General features: G+C 70.9%; 14 protein-coding genes. 8 read left to right on the forward strand and 6 right to left on the reverse strand.

Annotated elements, in window-relative coordinates:
* Positions 1-8 precede the first annotated feature (8 nt).
* The gene (tkt, locus tag H4687_RS37755) at positions 9-2,060 is read right to left on the reverse strand and encodes a transketolase (protein ID WP_192781764.1); all 2,052 of its coding nucleotides are present in this window, start codon (positions 2,058-2,060) and stop codon (positions 9-11) included.
* Positions 2,061-2,194: 134 nt separating this feature from the next.
* Between tkt and H4687_RS37760 the strand changes: the two genes are divergently transcribed.
* Positions 2,195-3,094: a helix-turn-helix domain-containing protein gene (locus H4687_RS37760; RefSeq protein ID WP_046917322.1), complete on the forward strand. Its 900-nt coding sequence runs from the start codon at positions 2,195-2,197 to the stop codon at positions 3,092-3,094.
* 57 nt (positions 3,095-3,151) lie between these two features.
* Here H4687_RS37760 and H4687_RS37765 read toward each other — a convergent pair whose 3' ends face one another.
* The 3 genes from H4687_RS37765 to H4687_RS37775 form a co-directional block, all read right to left on the reverse strand.
* Positions 3,152-4,540, reverse strand: a complete 1,389-nt coding sequence (locus H4687_RS37765; protein WP_046917321.1) for a glycoside hydrolase family 16 protein — start codon at positions 4,538-4,540, stop codon at positions 3,152-3,154.
* 579 nt (positions 4,541-5,119) lie between these two features.
* Positions 5,120-5,824, reverse strand: a complete 705-nt coding sequence (locus H4687_RS37770) for a TetR/AcrR family transcriptional regulator C-terminal domain-containing protein (protein ID WP_046918760.1) — start codon at positions 5,822-5,824, stop codon at positions 5,120-5,122.
* 53 nt (positions 5,825-5,877) lie between these two features.
* Positions 5,878-7,497, reverse strand: a complete 1,620-nt coding sequence (locus tag H4687_RS37775; protein ID WP_046918763.1) for a gamma-glutamyltransferase family protein — start codon at positions 7,495-7,497, stop codon at positions 5,878-5,880.
* Between the two features lie 234 nt (positions 7,498-7,731).
* On the opposite strand from H4687_RS37775, the gene H4687_RS37780 reads away from it, so the two are divergent.
* The 4 genes from H4687_RS37780 (at position 7,732) to H4687_RS37795 (ending at position 11,824) form a co-directional block, all read left to right on the forward strand.
* Positions 7,732-8,604, forward strand: a complete 873-nt coding sequence (locus tag H4687_RS37780) for an ABC transporter substrate-binding protein (RefSeq protein ID WP_046918759.1) — start codon at positions 7,732-7,734, stop codon at positions 8,602-8,604.
* Between the two features lie 101 nt (positions 8,605-8,705).
* Complete coding sequence (locus H4687_RS37785) at positions 8,706-9,578, forward strand: amino acid ABC transporter permease (RefSeq protein ID WP_046918758.1); 873 nt, start codon at positions 8,706-8,708, stop codon at positions 9,576-9,578.
* 115 nt (positions 9,579-9,693) lie between these two features.
* On the forward strand, positions 9,694-10,437 hold the full coding sequence (locus H4687_RS37790) for an amino acid ABC transporter ATP-binding protein (protein WP_046918762.1): 744 nt from the start codon (positions 9,694-9,696) through the stop codon (positions 10,435-10,437).
* A 289-nt stretch (positions 10,438-10,726) separates the two neighbouring features.
* Complete coding sequence (locus H4687_RS37795) at positions 10,727-11,824, forward strand: serine hydrolase domain-containing protein (protein WP_046918757.1); 1,098 nt, start codon at positions 10,727-10,729, stop codon at positions 11,822-11,824.
* Positions 11,825-11,849: 25 nt separating this feature from the next.
* Here H4687_RS37795 and H4687_RS37800 read toward each other — a convergent pair whose 3' ends face one another.
* Together H4687_RS37800 and H4687_RS37805 are read right to left on the reverse strand one after the other, a co-directional pair.
* Entirely contained in the window at positions 11,850-12,743 is an 894-nt protein-coding gene (locus H4687_RS37800; RefSeq protein WP_046918756.1) for an IclR family transcriptional regulator, read from the reverse strand.
* A 4-nt stretch (positions 12,744-12,747) separates the two neighbouring features.
* Positions 12,748-13,173 carry a MarR family winged helix-turn-helix transcriptional regulator gene (locus H4687_RS37805; protein ID WP_005484765.1) on the reverse strand — a complete coding sequence of 142 codons (426 nt, stop codon included), beginning with the start codon at positions 13,171-13,173 and terminating at the stop codon, positions 12,748-12,750.
* A gap of 242 nt (positions 13,174-13,415) precedes the next feature.
* Between H4687_RS37805 and H4687_RS37810 the strand changes: the two genes are divergently transcribed.
* From H4687_RS37810 to H4687_RS37820, 3 genes are all read left to right on the forward strand, one after another.
* Entirely contained in the window at positions 13,416-14,333 is a 918-nt protein-coding gene (locus tag H4687_RS37810) for an SDR family NAD(P)-dependent oxidoreductase (RefSeq protein ID WP_046918755.1), read from the forward strand.
* A gap of 20 nt (positions 14,334-14,353) precedes the next feature.
* On the forward strand, positions 14,354-15,229 hold the full coding sequence (locus H4687_RS37815; RefSeq protein ID WP_046918761.1) for an amidohydrolase family protein: 876 nt from the start codon (positions 14,354-14,356) through the stop codon (positions 15,227-15,229).
* A 76-nt stretch (positions 15,230-15,305) separates the two neighbouring features.
* Positions 15,306-16,814 carry an acyl-CoA synthetase gene (locus H4687_RS37820; protein WP_046918754.1) on the forward strand — a complete coding sequence of 503 codons (1,509 nt, stop codon included), beginning with the start codon at positions 15,306-15,308 and terminating at the stop codon, positions 16,812-16,814.
* Positions 16,815-16,816 lie beyond the last annotated feature (2 nt).

Below are 16,816 nucleotides of genomic sequence, written 5' to 3' on the forward strand. Positions count from 1 at the left end.
CGCTCGCGTCAACCGCGCACGGCGGTGAGTGATTCCCTCGCGGCGGCGACGACGTGCTCGGAGGTGAAGCCGTACTCGGCGAACAGCGTCTTCGCGTCGGCGGAGGCGCCGAAGTGTTCGAGGGAGACGATGCGGCCGTGGTCACCGACGTAGCGGTACCAGGTCAGACCGATCCCCGCCTCGACCGCCACGCGGGCCTTCACGGACGGCGGCAGCACGTGCTCGCGGTATTCGCGCGACTGTTCCTCGAACCACTCCACCGACGGCATCGACACGACCCGCGTCCCGACCCCCTCGGCCTCCAGCCGCTCCCGGGCGCCGACGGCGAGCTGCACCTCGGAACCCGTGGCGATCAGGATCACCTCCGGGGTCCCGGTCGAGGACTCCTGGAGCACATAACCGCCCTTCGCCGCCCGGGAGTCGGGCGCGTACGTCGGCACGCCCTGCCGGGTGAGCGCCAGCCCGTGCGGGGCCGGGTCGGTGGCGTGCCGCCTCAGGATCTCGGCCCAGGCGATGGCCGTCTCGTTGGCATCGGCCGGACGGACGATGTTCAGGCCCGGGATCGCGCGCAGCGCGGCCAGGTGTTCGACCGGCTGGTGGGTGGGTCCGTCCTCGCCGAGACCGATGGAGTCGTGCGTCCACACGTACGTCACCGGCAGCTGCATCAGCGCCGAGAGCCGCACGGCGTTGCGCATGTAGTCGGAGAAGACCAGGAACGTGCCGCCGTAGATACGGGTGTTGCCGTGCAGCGCGATGCCGTTCATCTCCGCGGCCATGGAGTGCTCACGGATACCGAAGTGGACCGTGCGCCCGTAGGGATCGGCATCGGGCAGCGGGTTGTCCGCGGGGAGGAACGACGACGTCTTGTCGATCGTGGTGTTGTTGGACCCGGCGAGGTCGGCGGAGCCGCCCCACAGCTCCGGGATCACCGCGCCGAGCGCCTGGAGGACCTTGCCGGACGCGGCGCGGGTCGCCACCGACGTGCCCTCCTCGAAGACGGGCAGCGCCCGCTCCCAGCCCTCGGGCAGCCGGCCCGCGACCACCCGGTCGAACAGTCCGGCCCGTTCGGGGGAGGCGGTACGCCACTCGGCGATCCGCCCGTCCCAGGCGGCGTGCGCCTCGGCGCCCCGGTCGAGCGCCCGCCGGGTGTGGGCGAGCACGTCGTCGGCGACGTCGAAGGTCTTCTCCGCGTCGAAGCCGAGGACGCGCTTGGTGGCCGCGACCTCGTCCGCGCCGAGCGCCGAGCCGTGCGCCGCCTCGGTGTTCTGTGCGTTCGGGGCCGGCCAGGCGATGATCGTGCGCATCGCGATGATCGAGGGGCGCGAGGTCTCCTCCCGCGCGGCCAGCAGCGCGTCGTACAGGGCGTGCACGTCGACGTTGCCGTTGAACGCGGGTTCGATCCGCTGGACGTGCCAGCCGTACGCCTCGTACCGCTTGAGCACGTCCTCGGAGAACGCGGTGGCCGTGTCGCCCTCGATGGAGATGTGGTTGTCGTCGTACAGGAAGACCAGGTTGCCCAGCTTCTGGTGGCCCGCCAGCGACGAGGCCTCCGCCGAGATGCCCTCCTCCAGGTCGCCGTCGGAGACGATCGCCCAGATGGTGTGGTCGAACGGAGACGCCCCCTCGGGCGCGTCCGGGTCGAACAGACCGCGCTCGTAGCGGGCGGCCATCGCCATGCCCACGGCGTTGGCGACGCCCTGGCCCAGCGGGCCGGTGGTGGTCTCCACACCGGCCGTGTGCCCGTACTCGGGATGGCCCGGCGTCTTCGAACCGTGCGTCCGGAACGCCTTGAGGTCGTTCAGCTCCAGCTCGTACCCGGCGAGATAGAGCTGGGTGTAGAGGGTCAGCGAGGTGTGGCCGGGGGAGAGGACGAAGCGGTCGCGGCCCGTCCACTCGGGGTCGGCGGGATCGTGTCGCATCACCTTCTGAAAGAGCGTGTACGCGGCGGGCGCGAGGCTCATCGCCGTACCCGGGTGCCCGTTGCCGGCCTTCTGCACGGCGTCGGCGGCCAGCAGGCGGGCGGTGTCGACGGCGCGCCGGTCGAGTTCTGTCCAGTTCATGTTCAAGAAGTCCTCGATGAGACGGCGGAATTGATCCAGCGCATTCAAAGGTAAAAGTCTGACTTTTGATGAGGTAGGTCGTCGTGTGCCAGCCTTCGGTGAAACTGGGACACCGACGACGCGGCGGCGAGGACATGACGGAGAGACACTTCCCGCACGGCGACCGGATCAAGACCTTCCCGTTCCCCGTCGACGACGGCCTCTCCGGCATCGGGATGCGAGTGGGCCCGATGGACGACGACGAGCTGTGGCGCGCGGACATACCCCTGGAGGGGGTCCACCGCATCGACTTCCACGTGGTGCTGCTGTTCGACGACGGTCCGGTGCGCCACATGGTCGACTTCACCGAGTACGAGGTGGGCGCGGGCGACCTGTTGTGGATCCGTCCGGGGCAGGTGCATCGATTCTCACGCGTGAGCGAGTACCGCGGGAGGGCCCTCACCATGCAACCGGGCTTCCTGCCCCGCGCCACCGTCGAGGCGACCGGCCTCTACCGCTACGACCTGCCGCCGCTGCTTCGCCCCGGCGAGAGCCAACTGGCGGCCCTGCGCGCCTCGTTGGCACAACTGGAGCGCGAGTACGCCGACGCGACCGCGCCGACCGCCACCCTGCCGCTCGTTCTGCACGCCGCCGTGCTGCGGCACTCCCTGACGGCCTTCCTGCTGCGCCTGGCCCATCTCGCCGCCCCCTCGGCCGAGTCGGCTCGCCGGCCCGACGACACGACCTTCACCCGCTTCCGGGACGCGGTCGAGCGGGGGTTCGCCGCCAACCACAGCGTCAGCGCCTACGCCGACGACCTCGGCTACTCCCGCCGCACCCTCGTCCGCGCGGTCCGCGCCGCGACCGGCGAGACACCCAAGGGGTTCATCGACAAGCGGGTCGTCCTGGAGGCGAAACGGCTGCTCGCTCACACGGACCTGCCGATCGGCCGCGTCGGCGCGGCCGTCGGTTTCCCCGACGCGGCCAACTTCTCCAAGTTCTTCCATCTGCACACCGGGACCACGCCGGTGGTGTTCCGGGCGGAGACGCGGTGACGCGCGACGAGGGGCGGGCTCCACGCCGTGGAGCCCGCCCCTCGCCCGAGCCGTTCGTCAGCGGCCGAAGTTGAACCAGTTCACGTTCACGAAGTCCTGCGACTGCCCGCTCGTGAAGGTCAGATAGACGTCATGGGTGCCGGTGACCCCGCTGATGTTCGCCGGCACCGTCCGCCAGGACTGCCAGCCACCGGTGTCGGCGATCGAGAAACTGCCCACCGGCGCGTTCGACCGGCTGTCGAGCCTGACCTCGACGAGGCCGCTCACCCCCGAGTTGGCGCCGGAGGCCACGCGGGCGACGAACTGCCTCGCGGCCGTGGAACCGAAGTCGACGTCTCGGAACATCGCCCAGTCGCCGTTGGCCAGCGCGCCGATGTTCTGGCCGCCGCCGGAGTCGGTCGTGGTCTCGGTGAGGGTGCCGCTCTGGCTGTCGTACGACTCGGCCTGGATGGCGCTGTACGCGTCACGGGTGCCCGTCGGGGGCGGGGTGGTCGTGCCCCCACCGGCCGACAGCACCTGTACGTAGTCGACGACCATGGGGACACCGGAGCGGGTGTCGCCGTCCAGGCCGCCGCCGAACGCGTCCGGGAAGGCGCCGCCCATCGCCACGTTCAGGATGATGAAGAAGCCGTGGTCGGTGGCGTTGGACCAGGTGGTCGCGTCGACCTGGTTGGCGTTGACCGCATGGAACCGGGTGCCGTCGACGGAGAACCGGATCGTCTCGGGGGTCACCGAGCGGTCCCACTCCATGGTGTACGTGTGGAAGCCGGACTGGCAGGTCGTGCCCGGGCACGCGGTGGAGTTGCCGATGCCGGTCGTCTCGTTGCACGGGCCGCCGGGGTTGGTGCCGCAGTGGATCGTGGCCCAGACCTGGTTGCGGCCCTGCACGTTCTCCATGATGTCCAGCTCGCCGACGCTCGGCCAGTTCTGGTAGTTGCCCCGGTAGGGAGCGCCCAGCATCCAGAACGCCGGCCAGTAGCCCTCGGCGGCCGTCCCGGTGACGTTCGGCATCTGGAGCCGGGACTCGACCCGCAGCTTGCCGCCCGCCGGGGGCCGGAAGTCGGTGCGGTTGGTCTCGATCCGGCCGGACGTCCACCTGCCCGCCGAGTCGCGGACCGGGGTGATGCGCAGATTGCCGTTGCCGTCGAGGGACACGTTGTTGGTGCTGTTCGTCATGGTCTCGACCTCGCCGGTGCCCCAGTTGGCGGGCCCGCCGGGATACGAAGTCCCGGTCGCGTACTGCCAGTTGGAGGTGTTGACGCCGGTTCCGGCCGTGCCGTTGAAGTCGTCGACGAAGACCTGGGTCCATCCTGCGGGCGGTGTGGGGGCGGCGCCCTGCGCGGTCGTCGCCCACGCCGTGGCCAGCGCCAACGCGCCGGCCATGGCGAGGAACGCGCGCCTGAGCGTGCGGCGACGTCCGAGGGGTGTGCCGGAGGGTTCACTCATAGCGGCCTCTTCGGGTGTACGGAGTGAATGCGCGGGTGGGGGAGCGCTCCGTGGAGTCCCGTCCTGAGAGCGCTCTCAAGAGAAGAGCGTGCGGTCAATGTGCGCTGTGGCGCTCCGGTCGTCAAGAGTTGAAGCGGAGAAAGTCTTTACGCGAGGGGTGAGTTCACCTCTTCTTCGCGAGGAGGCCCCGGTGTTCACGCCGGGGAGGAATCGCATCCGGGCGCCACGACACGGAGCGTCGCCGCACGTGGTTCAGGGCGTGGAGCACCCGTACCGCCTGTCCGGGTGGCGCTTGTTCGGCACGGCTTCGATCAGGTGCTTCTCGTCCCGTCGACAGCTGTTATGACGTCCCGGGCGGCGGGCGGCGGGCGGCGGGCGGCGGGCGGAGGGTGGTGGACCGCGGGCGCAGACGGGTTCGGGTTCGGCATCGGCGATCCCCGACGGCGGCGGAACAAGGCCGACGCGGGATACCGGGCCCATGTCGTCTCCCGCTGTCGCTGTCGCTGTCGCTGTCGCTGTCGCTGTCGCTGTCGCTGTCGCTGTCGCCGTCGCCGTCGCCGTCGTCGCTTTCGCCTCCGCCTATGCCTGCGTCTGCGCCTTGACCCGGATCGTGTCGATGACCGCCTGGACGGCGGTGACGAAGTTCTCCGGGTCGTCCAACGCCCGGAACCGCGGGGCCAGTCGGGCGATGTTGGGGAACTTCTCGGGCGGCAGGGTGAGGTAGTCCGTCTTCCACGCCCGCAGATCCGCGTCCCGGATCTCGGGGGACAGGGACGCCAGACTCGCGTCCATGGCGCTGTAGGACAGCACCAGATCGGCGAAGACACGGTAGTAGCGGGCCGCGTCGTCGTCTCCGAGGCCCGCGCGGCGCATGCAGTCCAGTTTGCGTTCCACGGTCCGGAACTCGTTCTCCCGGCGGGCGGTACGCGCGGCCGCGAGGGCGCCCACTCGCGGGTGCCGGAGGAACGCCCGGTGGGTGTGGACCGCGATCTGCATCAGGTCGTGGGCCCAGTCGTCCGTCGGCGCCGGGGTGTTCGCCAGCGCCTCTTCGTGCAGGGCGTCGATGAGGGCCAGCAACAACTCGTCCTTGTTCCGGAAATGCCGGTAGATCGCCGTCGGATGAGCGGTCAGCTCGCGGCCGAGCGCCGAGAACGTCAGCTTGTCCATGCCGGACGAGTCGGCTACCCGGAACGCGGCCTCGACGATCGACTCCTGGCTCAGCGTGCCGCGGGGCAACCGGGGTCGGCGCGTGCCCTTGGCCGTACCGGCGTTACTGGTGGTCATATGTCCTTCCTCGTATCGGTCGTCTTCCATGGTGGTGCACCGACGCCGCCGGGTCAGCCCGCGACGGCCGAGCCGTCCGCACGAGGGTCGGTGGCGGCGACCAGGCGCGGTCCGTCGGCGCCGCCTGCCCGGCGGACCAACTGGCCGTGTCCGACTCCGTCGTCGTGTGCGTCGATCAGGTCGACGGAGAATCCCGCACCTTCGATCGCACGGACGCCGGGAAGGGGCACGTCCCGCTCCGCCCTGACGGTACCGGTGCCCTCCGTCACCCCGGCCTCCATGGCCCCGAGGACCCAGCGCGGCGCCGACACGGCACGCCCCACGGAGTCGCCGGCGGCGAGACGCAGGGCCAGGTGGGTGTGCACCTGCGGCTGCGCGCGTCCTCCCATGACGCCGTGTGCTCCGACCAGTGCGCCGGCCTCGCGGACCAGGACGGGCATCAGTGTGTGCAGGGGGCGCTTGCCGCCGGCGAGCCGGTTCGGCGACGCCGGGTCGAGGGAGAACGACGCGCCCCGGTTGTGCAGGACGACACCGGTGCCGGGATCGAGCACCGCGGCACCGAAGCAGTGGAACACGCTCTGGATCAGGGAGACCCAGGTACCGTCCCGGTCCGTCACGACGACGGCGACGGTGTCGCCGGAGGCCTTGCGCTGTCCGACCATGTCGACGGGGGTGCCCGCCAGGGCCCGCTCGGCGATACGTCGTACGTACGGGGCCGACAGCAACTCGTCGGCAGAGGCAGCCTCCCCCCACTCCGGATCGCAGCAGAAGTTGTCGCGATCGGCGGCGGCCTGGGCCAGCACGGATGCCACCACGCCCGCGTCGCGGCCCAGCGGGTCCAGCGTCCCGCGGACCGAGCGCACCACGTCGAGCGCGCGCAGGCCCTGGAGGAAGTACAGGCCCTGCGAGTTGTCGCCGCCCGAGAGGTATTCGACGCCGTCGTACACCGCGCCATGAGTCCCCGACAGCCGTACCGTGTGCTCGGCGAGGTCCTCGACCGTCATGGCCGAGCCCCGCTCGGCGAGCAGTTTCACCAGGCTCACGCCCACGTCTCCGCCGTACAGGGCGGACGGACCCTGTGCGGCGATCGACGCGAGCGTACGGGCGAGGGCGGGCTGCCGCAGGCTCTGACCTGCCCGGAGGACGTCTCCGTCGGCGAAGAACACGCCGAGCATCCCGGGGTCGCGGGCCAGGGTCCGCCGTTCCCTGCGCAGGTCCAGGGCCAGCCCGGGGGCGACGGGGACGCCCTCGCGGGCGGCTGCTTCCGCGGGGGCGAGCGCCGCCGCGAGCGGACGGGTCCCCCAGGTGTCGGCGAGCGCTGCCCAGCCGGCCACCACGCCGGGGACGGTGACCGGGAGCGCGCCGAGGACGGGCATCCGCTCGTACTCGTCCGCCATCGCCCGGACGTCCACGGCCCGCGGGGCCCGGCCGCCGGCGTTGACGAAGCGGACCTCCCCGTCGGCGGTGCCCACCAGCGCCAGGAGGTCGCCGCCGACCGAACACTGATTGGGGTAGACGACGGTCAGCATGGCGGCGGCCGCGAGTGCGGCGTCCACCGCGTTGCCGCCGCCGCGAAGTACGTCGGCCGCGACGTCGCTCGCCGTCGAGTGCGGTGTCGCGACGGCCCACTCGCCGCCCGTGGCGGAGAGCCGACGATCAGTGAATACGGACATGGTTCCCTTCCCCAGCACCAACGCGGATCCTCTGAGGGGTCTCGTGCGCATCCCGGCCGGGATGCGGCGGACGGGACCTGCTCCCCGGGCAGATGGTCGTTAACCGCCCTGTTACGGGAGATTCCTTGACAGTTTCGGAGCCCCCGCCCTAGCTTCCCTCATAGTCAACGACATCGACTATCGCATTGACTATGAGTCCACGCAACCACGGAAACCTCCTGAAGGAGGCCGGCAATGGCAAGATCGTTCCGTCGTGCCCGTCCTACGACACTCCCGGTGGCCTGTGCCGCCGTCGCGGCCGCGGCCATGCTCGCCGGGTGCGGCGGCTCCACGGAGGCCGCGCCCTCGTCCGCGGCCTCTCCCGTGGTCGACCTGCCTGCGGGGACCCTCGTGAAGGACGGGCAGATCACCTACTGCTCGGACATCAGCGCACCGCCGCTGACGTACTACGACGCCGCGCAGAAGCCGGTGGGCGCCGAGATCGAGCTGGGCGACGCGCTCGCGGACCGGCTCGGTGTCAAGGCGGTCTGGGCCAACACCGCGTTCAACGGCATCATCCCCGCGCTGCAGGCCAAGCAGTGCGACGCGATCATCACCCAGCTCTACATCAAGCCCGAGCGGGAGAAGGTCGTGGACTTCGTCCCGTACATGTACGCCTCCAACACCCTCATGGTGTCCGCGAAGAACGAGAAGGGCATCGAGAGCGCGTCCGACCTGTGCGGTAACAAAGCCGCGGCGCAGACGGGCACGACTGTCGCCGACTACCTCGCCGACCAGTCGAAGAAGTGCCAGGCGGACGGGAAGCAGAAGGTCGACATCCGGCTGTTCACCAAGGACTCCGACGCCCTTCAGCAACTGCGCCTCGGGCTGGTCGACAGCTACGGAACGACCCTGGAGACCGCCGCATACGTGCTGAAACAGCAGCCTGACACGTTCGCGCTCGCCGGAGAGCCCTTCAACCGCATCAAGGTGGGCGCCGCGACCCGCAAGGACGACACCGCTCTGCACGAGGCGCTGACCAAGGCGTTCGCCGCGGTCCGGAAGAGCGGCGAGTACGCCGCCATCCTCAAGAAGTGGAACCTGACGGGCGACGACATCGCCGGTTAGCACCCCGCCCGTACGACCGGTGGGGCCGTTCGACCGCCGTACATCCCGGCGGGCCGTGGTCCGGCCCGGCCGCATCCGCACATACGCAGGGAGAGGATGACGTGATCGACACGTCCTTGCTCGCCGACTCGGCACCGGTGGCCGGCTTCGACTGGCCGTTCTTCTGGCACTATCTGCTGTCCCCCTCGGGGATCTTCCTGGAAGGGCTGTGGCGCACCGTCTACATCTCGGTCGTCGCACAGACGCTCGGGGTGCTGCTGGGTCTCGTCATCGCGCTGGCCCAGCGCAGTCGCTTCGCCGCGCTGCGCTGGTGCGGCCGGACGTACGTCTGGCTGATCAGGGGCACGCCCCTGCTGGTCCAGCTGGTCCTCGTCTACAACGGCCTCGCGGCGGCGGGCGTCTACCGGTTCGGCGACGTCCAGGTGGGCGGCCTCGTCCTTCTCGGCGTCGTACAGGCGGCCGTCCTGACGCTCGCGGTGAACGAGGCGGCCTACATGGCCGAGATCATCCGTGCCGCGCTCGACGCCATCGACCGGGGACAGACCGAGGCGGCGCAGGCCCTCGGTATGACTCCCTCGCTGACCATGCGCGTGGTGCTGCTGCCCCAGGCGCTGCGGATCGTCATTCCGCCGCTGGGCAACGAGTTCAATCTGATGATGAAGTCGACGTCGCTGCTGTCGGTCATCGGACTGCAGGAGATGTTCCTGACGGCCCAGTCGATCAACTCGGCCACCTTCAAGACGTTCGAGATCTTCCTCGTGGCCGCGTGCTACTACCTCGCCCTGACGACGATCTGGTCGTTCGTCCAGCGGTTCATCGAGCGCGGACTCGCCGACCCCGGGACCGTCCCGCCTCCCGGCCCCTCCCTGCGGGAGCGATTCGTCGGCGGTGGCGGCAGGGGCGGCGGATCCGCACACCGGGAGATCGAGGTGGCGGGCAAGGAACCCACGCTCACGGGCAAGGAGGCGTACTGACGTGGAACCGATCGCGAGGGCAACAGCGGTGAACGAGCCACACGACCGTGCCACCACGCGACGCACGGGCCCGGCCGGACCCGCGGATCCGTCGGCGGTGCTGTCGGCGCGCGGGATGGTCAAGGCGTTCGGCGACGTACGGGTGCTGAACGGTGTCTCCATGGACGTCCGGGCCCGCGAGGTGGTGGTCGTCATCGGGCCGTCCGGCTCGGGGAAGACGACGTTTCTGAGGTGCCTCAACCACCTGGAGAGCATCGACGGGGGAGAGATCCTCGTCCACGGACGCCGGGTCGGATACAAGGACGGCCAGGACCGGCTGGTCGAGGAGCGACCGAGGACCATCGCCGAACGCCGACGCAACATCGGCTTCGTCTTCCAGCGCTTCAACCTCTTCCCCCACCTCACGGCCCTGGACAACGTGGCCGTCGCCCCGATGAAGGTCCTCGGCGTGCCGAAGGCCGAGGCACGAGAACAGGCGCACGCGCTGCTGACCAGGGTCGGCCTCGCGCACAAGGCGTCCTCGCGGCCGTCCGTCCTGTCCGGAGGCCAGCAGCAGAGGGTGGCCATCGCGCGCGCCCTCGCCATGAAGCCGGAGCTGATGCTGTTCGACGAACCCACGAGCGCGCTCGACCCCGAGATGGTCGGCGAGGTCGTCGCGGTGATGAAGGAACTGGTCGAGGACGGCCTGACGATGATCGTCGTCACTCACGAGATGGGTTTCGCACGGTCGGCCGCGGACCGGCTCGTCATGTTCGACCAGGGGGTGATCCTGGAGGAGGGGACACCCGAGAAGCTCATGACGGACCCCGAACACCAGCGCACGCGCGCGTTCCTGCGGCGCATCGACGGGCACGGCTGACTGACGGGCACGGCTGTACGACGGGCACGGCTGTGCGACGGCCTCGCCGGACGGGCGTCCGGGCAGTCGTGAACGATCGGCCGGTCGGTCGGCAGGCGTGGCGCGACGTGGCGGTTCGGCCGGGCGCGACCTGCCGGTCGGCGTCTTCCTCCCCGCCCGCCGTCACTCGGCCCCGCCTGGCGCGCGTCCCGGCACCGACGCCGCCCGCGAGATCCGCGGCGACGTCTCCTCGTGGGCGCCCCGGTTTAATCGATGGCTCCGCCCGGGGACGCCCCGCTACCGTCCCCTCATGGCGATGACTCATGGCACGTGCACGGACAGGTTCGCCGGAGTGCGCGAGGCGCTGTCGGCCTCGCTGGACGACAAGGACGTGGGCGCGTCGGTCGCCGTGTTCGTGGACGGTGAGCCGGTGGTCGACCTGTGGGGCGGATACGCCGACGCGGCGCGCACCACACCGTGGGAGCGGGACACGCTCACCCATGTGTGGTCCACCACCAAGACGATGACCGCCCTGTGCGTGCTGACGCTCGCCGACCGGGGCGTACTGGACCTGGACGCGCCGGTGGCGACGTACTGGCCCGAGTTCGCGGCGGCGGGCAAGGAGAACGTACGCGTCAGCCATGTGCTCGCGCACACGGCCGGCCTGCCCCGCTTCGAGGCCCCCACGACGCTGGAGGACCTGTACGACTGGCCGACCGTCACCTCGCGGCTCGCCGCGCAGGCACCGGCCTGGGAGCCCGGCACCCGGGCCGGCTATCACGCGGTCACCCAGGGATATCTGCTCGGGGAGATCGTCCGCCGGGTCACCGGCCGCAGCCTCGGCACCTTCCTCGCCGAGGAGGTCACGGGCCCGCTGGGGGCGGACTTCCACATCGGGCTCGCCGCCGGACACGACCACCGGGTGGCGCCGATCATTCCGCCGCCCTCCTCCCCGCCCCGGAGCGGTCCGCCGCCCAACCCGGAGATCCCGGAGGGCGCCGCCAACACGACCCCCTGGCGCCGCGCCGAGATCCCGGCCGCGAACGGTCACGGCAACGCCCGCTCGGTCGCCGCCGTGCAGTCGCTGCTGGCCTGCGGTGGCGCGGCACGCGGGGTGCGGCTGCTGTCGGAGAAGGGGTGCGAGCGGGTTCTGGAGGAACAGTTCGACGGCGTGGACGGCGTCCTGGGCGTGCCGATGCGCTACGGCATGGGTTACGGGCTGAACGGCGGCCAACTGCCCAACCCCCGCACCTGTTTCTGGGCCGGCTGGGGCGGCTCGATCGTCCTGGTCGACTTCGACGCCCGGATGTCCGTGGCGTACGTGATGAACCAGATGATCGACGAAGGGCTCTCCGACGACCGGGCCTTCATGCTTCTCGCGGCCGTCTACGAGGGCCTGTCGGCCTGAGTCCGACGCCCCACCCGCACACCCCTCACGAGGGGTACGAGCCCCGGCCCGGGATCAGTGACCCCCGGCGGGGCTCGTCCGGCTGCCAGCCCAGGGCGCGGGAGATCCCGCGTGCCGCCACCCGTACCGCGGGCGTCAACACCGGTACCTGGGCACCCGCCTGGGGCACCACGACCGAGACGGCCGCGACGACGCCACCGCCGGGGCCGCGTACCGGCGCGGCCACCGACAGCGCGTCCTCGGTGACCTGACGACTGCTCACGGCCACGCCCGTGCGCCGCACCTCGGCGAGGACGCGCCGCAACCGGGGCCCGTCGGTGATCGTGTACGGCGTGAACGAGGCCAACGGCCCCTGACAGTAGGTCTCCTGGGCCACGGTGTCGCCGTGGGCGAGGAGCGCCAGGCCCACCCCGGTGGCGTGCAGGGGCCAGCGGGCGCCGACCCGGATGTGGACACCGACGGCCGAGCGCCCGGAGAGCCACTCGATGTAGACGACGTCGTCGCCGTCGCGCACCGCGAGCTGCACGTTCTCGTGCGTGGCCTCGTACAGGTCCTCCAGGTACGGCAGTGCGATCTGGCGCAGCGCGAGCCCGCGCGGGGCGAGCGCGGCCAGCTCCCACAGGCGCAGGCCGACGTGGTACGTCCCGGAGGCGTCCCGCTCCAGGGCGCCCCACTCGGTGAGCGCGCCGACCAGCCGGTGGGCCGTGGTGAGGGACAGCCCGGCCCGGCGGCCGATGTCGCTCAGGGAGAGCGCCGGGTGCTCGTGGTCGAAGGCGGCCAGGACGGCGAGGAGCCGGTCCGGCGCGGAGCGGGCGGCTCCCGTGGACGCGGGCGCGGCCGTCCGGGGCGCGGTCCCCGGCGGCATCGGCTGCCGGGGCGCGGGCCCCGGCCACGGGAGCGCGTCGGCGGTCATCGGCATGGCGTCACCCCAGTCCGGCCTCGGCGACCTTCTGCAGCAGTACGTGGAGGGTCTCGCGCTCGTCGGCGTCGAGGGGTTCCAACAGCTCGTTCGTGACGCGTTGTCCGGCCTCGTCGGTGTCCCGCAGGAAGGCGCGGCCGTTCTCGGTCAGGACGACGATCCGGCTGCGGCGGTCGTCGGGGGCGGGGCGCCGCTCGGCGAAGCTCAGCTTCTCCAGGTCGTCCACCAGGCCGACGATCGCGCTCGGGTCGTACCCGAGCGACGCGCTCAGCTCACGCTGGAGCGCCCCCGGGGACGTGGCCAGGAAGCGCAGCAGCGCGTAGTGCCGCAGCCGCAGCCCCGACTCCTGGAGGGAGGAGTTGAACAGCTGCCCGGACCGCATCCCCAGGCGGTACAGCAGATAACCCGTGTCCGCGTGCAGGGCGCGCATCCAGGGCTCGCGCGCGTCGATCGGGGCGGCGTTCTGCGTCTGCTGGCGGGCGATGGCGGGCTCCCGTGGTCGAGGCCCCGTTGGCAGGGGGCGTGCCGGTGTTCCGCCCCAGCATGACGCAACGCCCGGGGAACAACAACTATTGACGTCAACAACTATTGCTCTTAGCTTCGATCTCACAGCCGCAGTCGGCGGGCGTTCGTCAGCGCCCGCCGTCGCACCCCCACCGAAGGGATCCCCTCGTGCCCAGCATCGATCTCACCGGCAAGGTCGCCGTCGTCACGGGCAGTGGCCGTGGCCTCGGTCTGGCCTACGCACAGGCCCTCGCCGCCGCCGGCGCCTCCGTCGTCGTCAACGACATCGACGAGGCCGTGGCCGAAGCGGCCGTGAAGTCCCTCACCGAGGCGGGCGGCAGGGCCGTGGCCGAGGTGGTCCCGGTCGGCACGACCGAGGCGGCCGACCGGCTGGTGGGACGCGCGGTGGAGGAGTTCGGGCGGCTCGACATCCTGGTCACCAACGCGGGCATCCTGCGCGACAAGGTGCTGTGGAAGATGTCCGACGACGACTTCGACGCGGTGATCACCACCCACCTCAAGGGCACCTTCACCTGCGCCCGCGCCGCCGCGATCCGCATGCGCGAGCAGGGCGAGGGCGGCTCCCTGATCCTCGTCGGCTCCCCGGCCGGCCAGCGCGGCAACTTCGGCCAGACGAACTACGCCGCCGCCAAGGCCGGCATCGCGGCCTTCGCCCGTACCTGGGCCATGGAGCTGGGCCGCGCGAACATCACCGTCAACGCCATCGTCCCGGTCGCCGCCACCGCGATGACCGAGACCATCCCGGTCTTCGCCCCGTACGTCGAGGCGCTGCGCGAGGGCAAGCCGTTCCCGGACTTCCTGCGCAAGGGCGAGGGTTTCGGCACCCCCGAGGACTGCGCGGCCCTGGTCCCCTTCCTCGCCTCCGAGGCGGCGCGCGGTGTCACCGGCCAGGCCATCGGCATCGGCGGCGACAAGGTGGCACTCTGGTCGCACCCGCAGGAGATCAAGGCGGCGTACGCGAACGGCGGCTGGACCCCCGAGGCCCTGGCCGACGTGTGGCCGACCTCCCTGGGCGCCGAACCGCAGACCGTGGGCGTCCCCGCCCCGAAGATCCCGGAGGCGTGATGAGTGCCGCGGAACCCGTCATGAACGTGGACGAGCTGGTCGCGATCGACGTCCACACCCACGCCGAGGTGTCCTCCAAGGGCAACGCCTCCCTGGCCGACGACCTGCACGACGCCTCCTCGGCGTACTTCAAGGTCGAGGGCAAGCGGAAGCCGACCCTGGAGGAGACGGCCGCCTACTACCGCGAGCGGAGGATGGCAGCCGTGATCTTCACGGTCGACGCCGAGTCCGCGACCGGCACCGAGCCCGTCCCCAACGAGGAGGTCGCCGAGGCGGCCGCCGCCAACGCGGACGTGCTGATCCCCTTCGCCTCCATCGACCCCTTCCGCGGGAAGGCCGGCGTGAAGCGGGCCCGCCGGCTGGTCGAGGAGTACGGGGTGAAGGGGTTCAAGTTCCACCCCAGCATCCAGGGCTTCTTCCCCAACGACCGCTCGGTGGCCTACGACCTGTACGAGGTCATCGAGGAGACGGGCACGATCGCCCTCTTCCACACCGGTCAGACGGGCATCGGGGCCGGGGTACCGGGCGGCGGCGGCATCCGCCTGAAGTACTCCAACCCGCTGCACGTCGACGACGTGGCCGCCGACTTCCCGCACCTCAAGATCATCCTGGCGCACCCGTCCTTCCCCTGGCAGGACGAGGCGCTGGCGGTCGCCACGCACAAGCCGGGCGTGCACATCGACCTGTCCGGCTGGTCGCCGAAGTACTTCCCGCCGCAGCTCGTGCAGTACGCGAACACCCTGCTCAAGGACAAGGTCCTCTTCGGCTCCGACTACCCCGTCCTCACCCCCGACCGCTGGCTCGCGGACTTCGCGAAGCTGCCGATCAAGGACGAGGTCAGGCCGAAGATCCTGAAGGAGAACGCCGCCCGGCTGCTCGGACTGACGAAGCCATGACCGTGGCCGTCACGACGAAGCCATGACGAGACCGTGAGGGACACCCCCATGTGCAACGACGGACAGGGGCACAGACATGCGCAATGAGGGACTGGGATCCTGGCCCGCCCGCCGTGCCCGCAAGACCCCCCGGCGCACCGCGCTGATCCACGGCGACACGAGCCTCACCTACAAAGAGCTGTACGAGCGCACCACGCGCCTCGCCCACGCCCTGCGCGCCTTCGGCGTGCGCCGCGGCGACCGCGTCGCCTACCTGGGGTCCAACCACCCCTCGTACCTGGAGACGCTGTTCGCCGCCGGCACCCTCGGCGCGGTCTTCGTCCCGCTCAACACCCGCCTCGCGGGCCCCGAGATCGCCTACCAGCTGGCGGACTCCGGGGCCAAGGCACTGGTGTACGGGCCCGCTTTCACCGGGCTCGTCGCCGGACTGCCCGGCGACGGCACCGACGTGCGGACGTTCCTGGAGACCGGCGCGGAGTACGAGGCGCTCCTCGCCGGGGCCGAGACCGAGCCGATCGACCAGCCCGTCACCGCCGACGACACCTGCATCATCATGTACACCTCGGGGACGACGGGCCGCCCCAAGGGCGCGATGCTCACCCACGGCAACATCATCTGGAACGCCGTCAACGTGCTCGTCGACCAGGACGTCATCACCGACGAACGCGCTCTCGTCTCCGCCCCGTTGTTCCACACGGCCGGGCTGAACATGCTCACCCTGCCCGTGCTGCTCAAGGGCGGCACCTGCGTCCTGGTCGAGTCCTTCGTCCCGGACGCCACCTTCGACCTGATCGAGCGCCACCGGATCACGTTCATGTTCGGCGTGCCGACCATGTTCGATCAGATCGCCCGGCACCCCCGCTGGGCCGACGCCGACCTGTCGTCGCTCAGGATGCTGTCCTGCGGCGGTTCCCCGGTGCCGACCCCGCTCATCGCCCGCTTCCAGGAGCGCGGACTCACCTTCCTCCAGGGCTACGGCATGACGGAGGCGGCCCCCGGCACGCTCTTCCTCGACGCCGAGCACGCCGTCAGCAAGGCGGGCTCGGCGGGTGTGCCGCACTTCTTCAGCGATGTGCGGGTCGTACGGCCGGACATGACGCCGGTCGACATCGACGAGCCCGGCGAGGTCGTGGTCCGCGGACCGCACGTCATGCCCGGCTACTGGGGCCTGCCCGAGGAGACGGCCGCCGTCTTCGCCGACGGCTGGTTCCGCAGCGGGGACGCCGCCCGCGTCGACGAGGACGGCTACGTCTTCATCGTCGACCGCATCAAGGACATGATCATCTCCGGTGGCGAGAACATCTACCCAGCCGAGATCGAGGACCAGCTCCTCGCCCACCCCGACATCGTCGAGTGCGCGGTCATCGGCATCCCCGACGACAAGTGGGGCGAGGTGCCGCGCGCGGTCGTCGTCCCGCGCGAGGGCCGCGCCCTGGACGCCGACGAGGTACTGGCCTCCCTGGCCGGGCGGCTCGCCAAGTACAAGATCCCGAAGTCGGTGGTGATCGCGGAGGAGCTTCCGCGCACCGCCTCCGGAAAGCTCCTCAAGGCCCGGGTGCGCAAGCGCTACGGGACCGACTCCTAGAC

The organism is Streptomyces stelliscabiei, assembly GCF_014873495.1.
Lineage (GTDB): Bacteria > Actinomycetota > Actinomycetes > Streptomycetales > Streptomycetaceae > Streptomyces > Streptomyces bottropensis.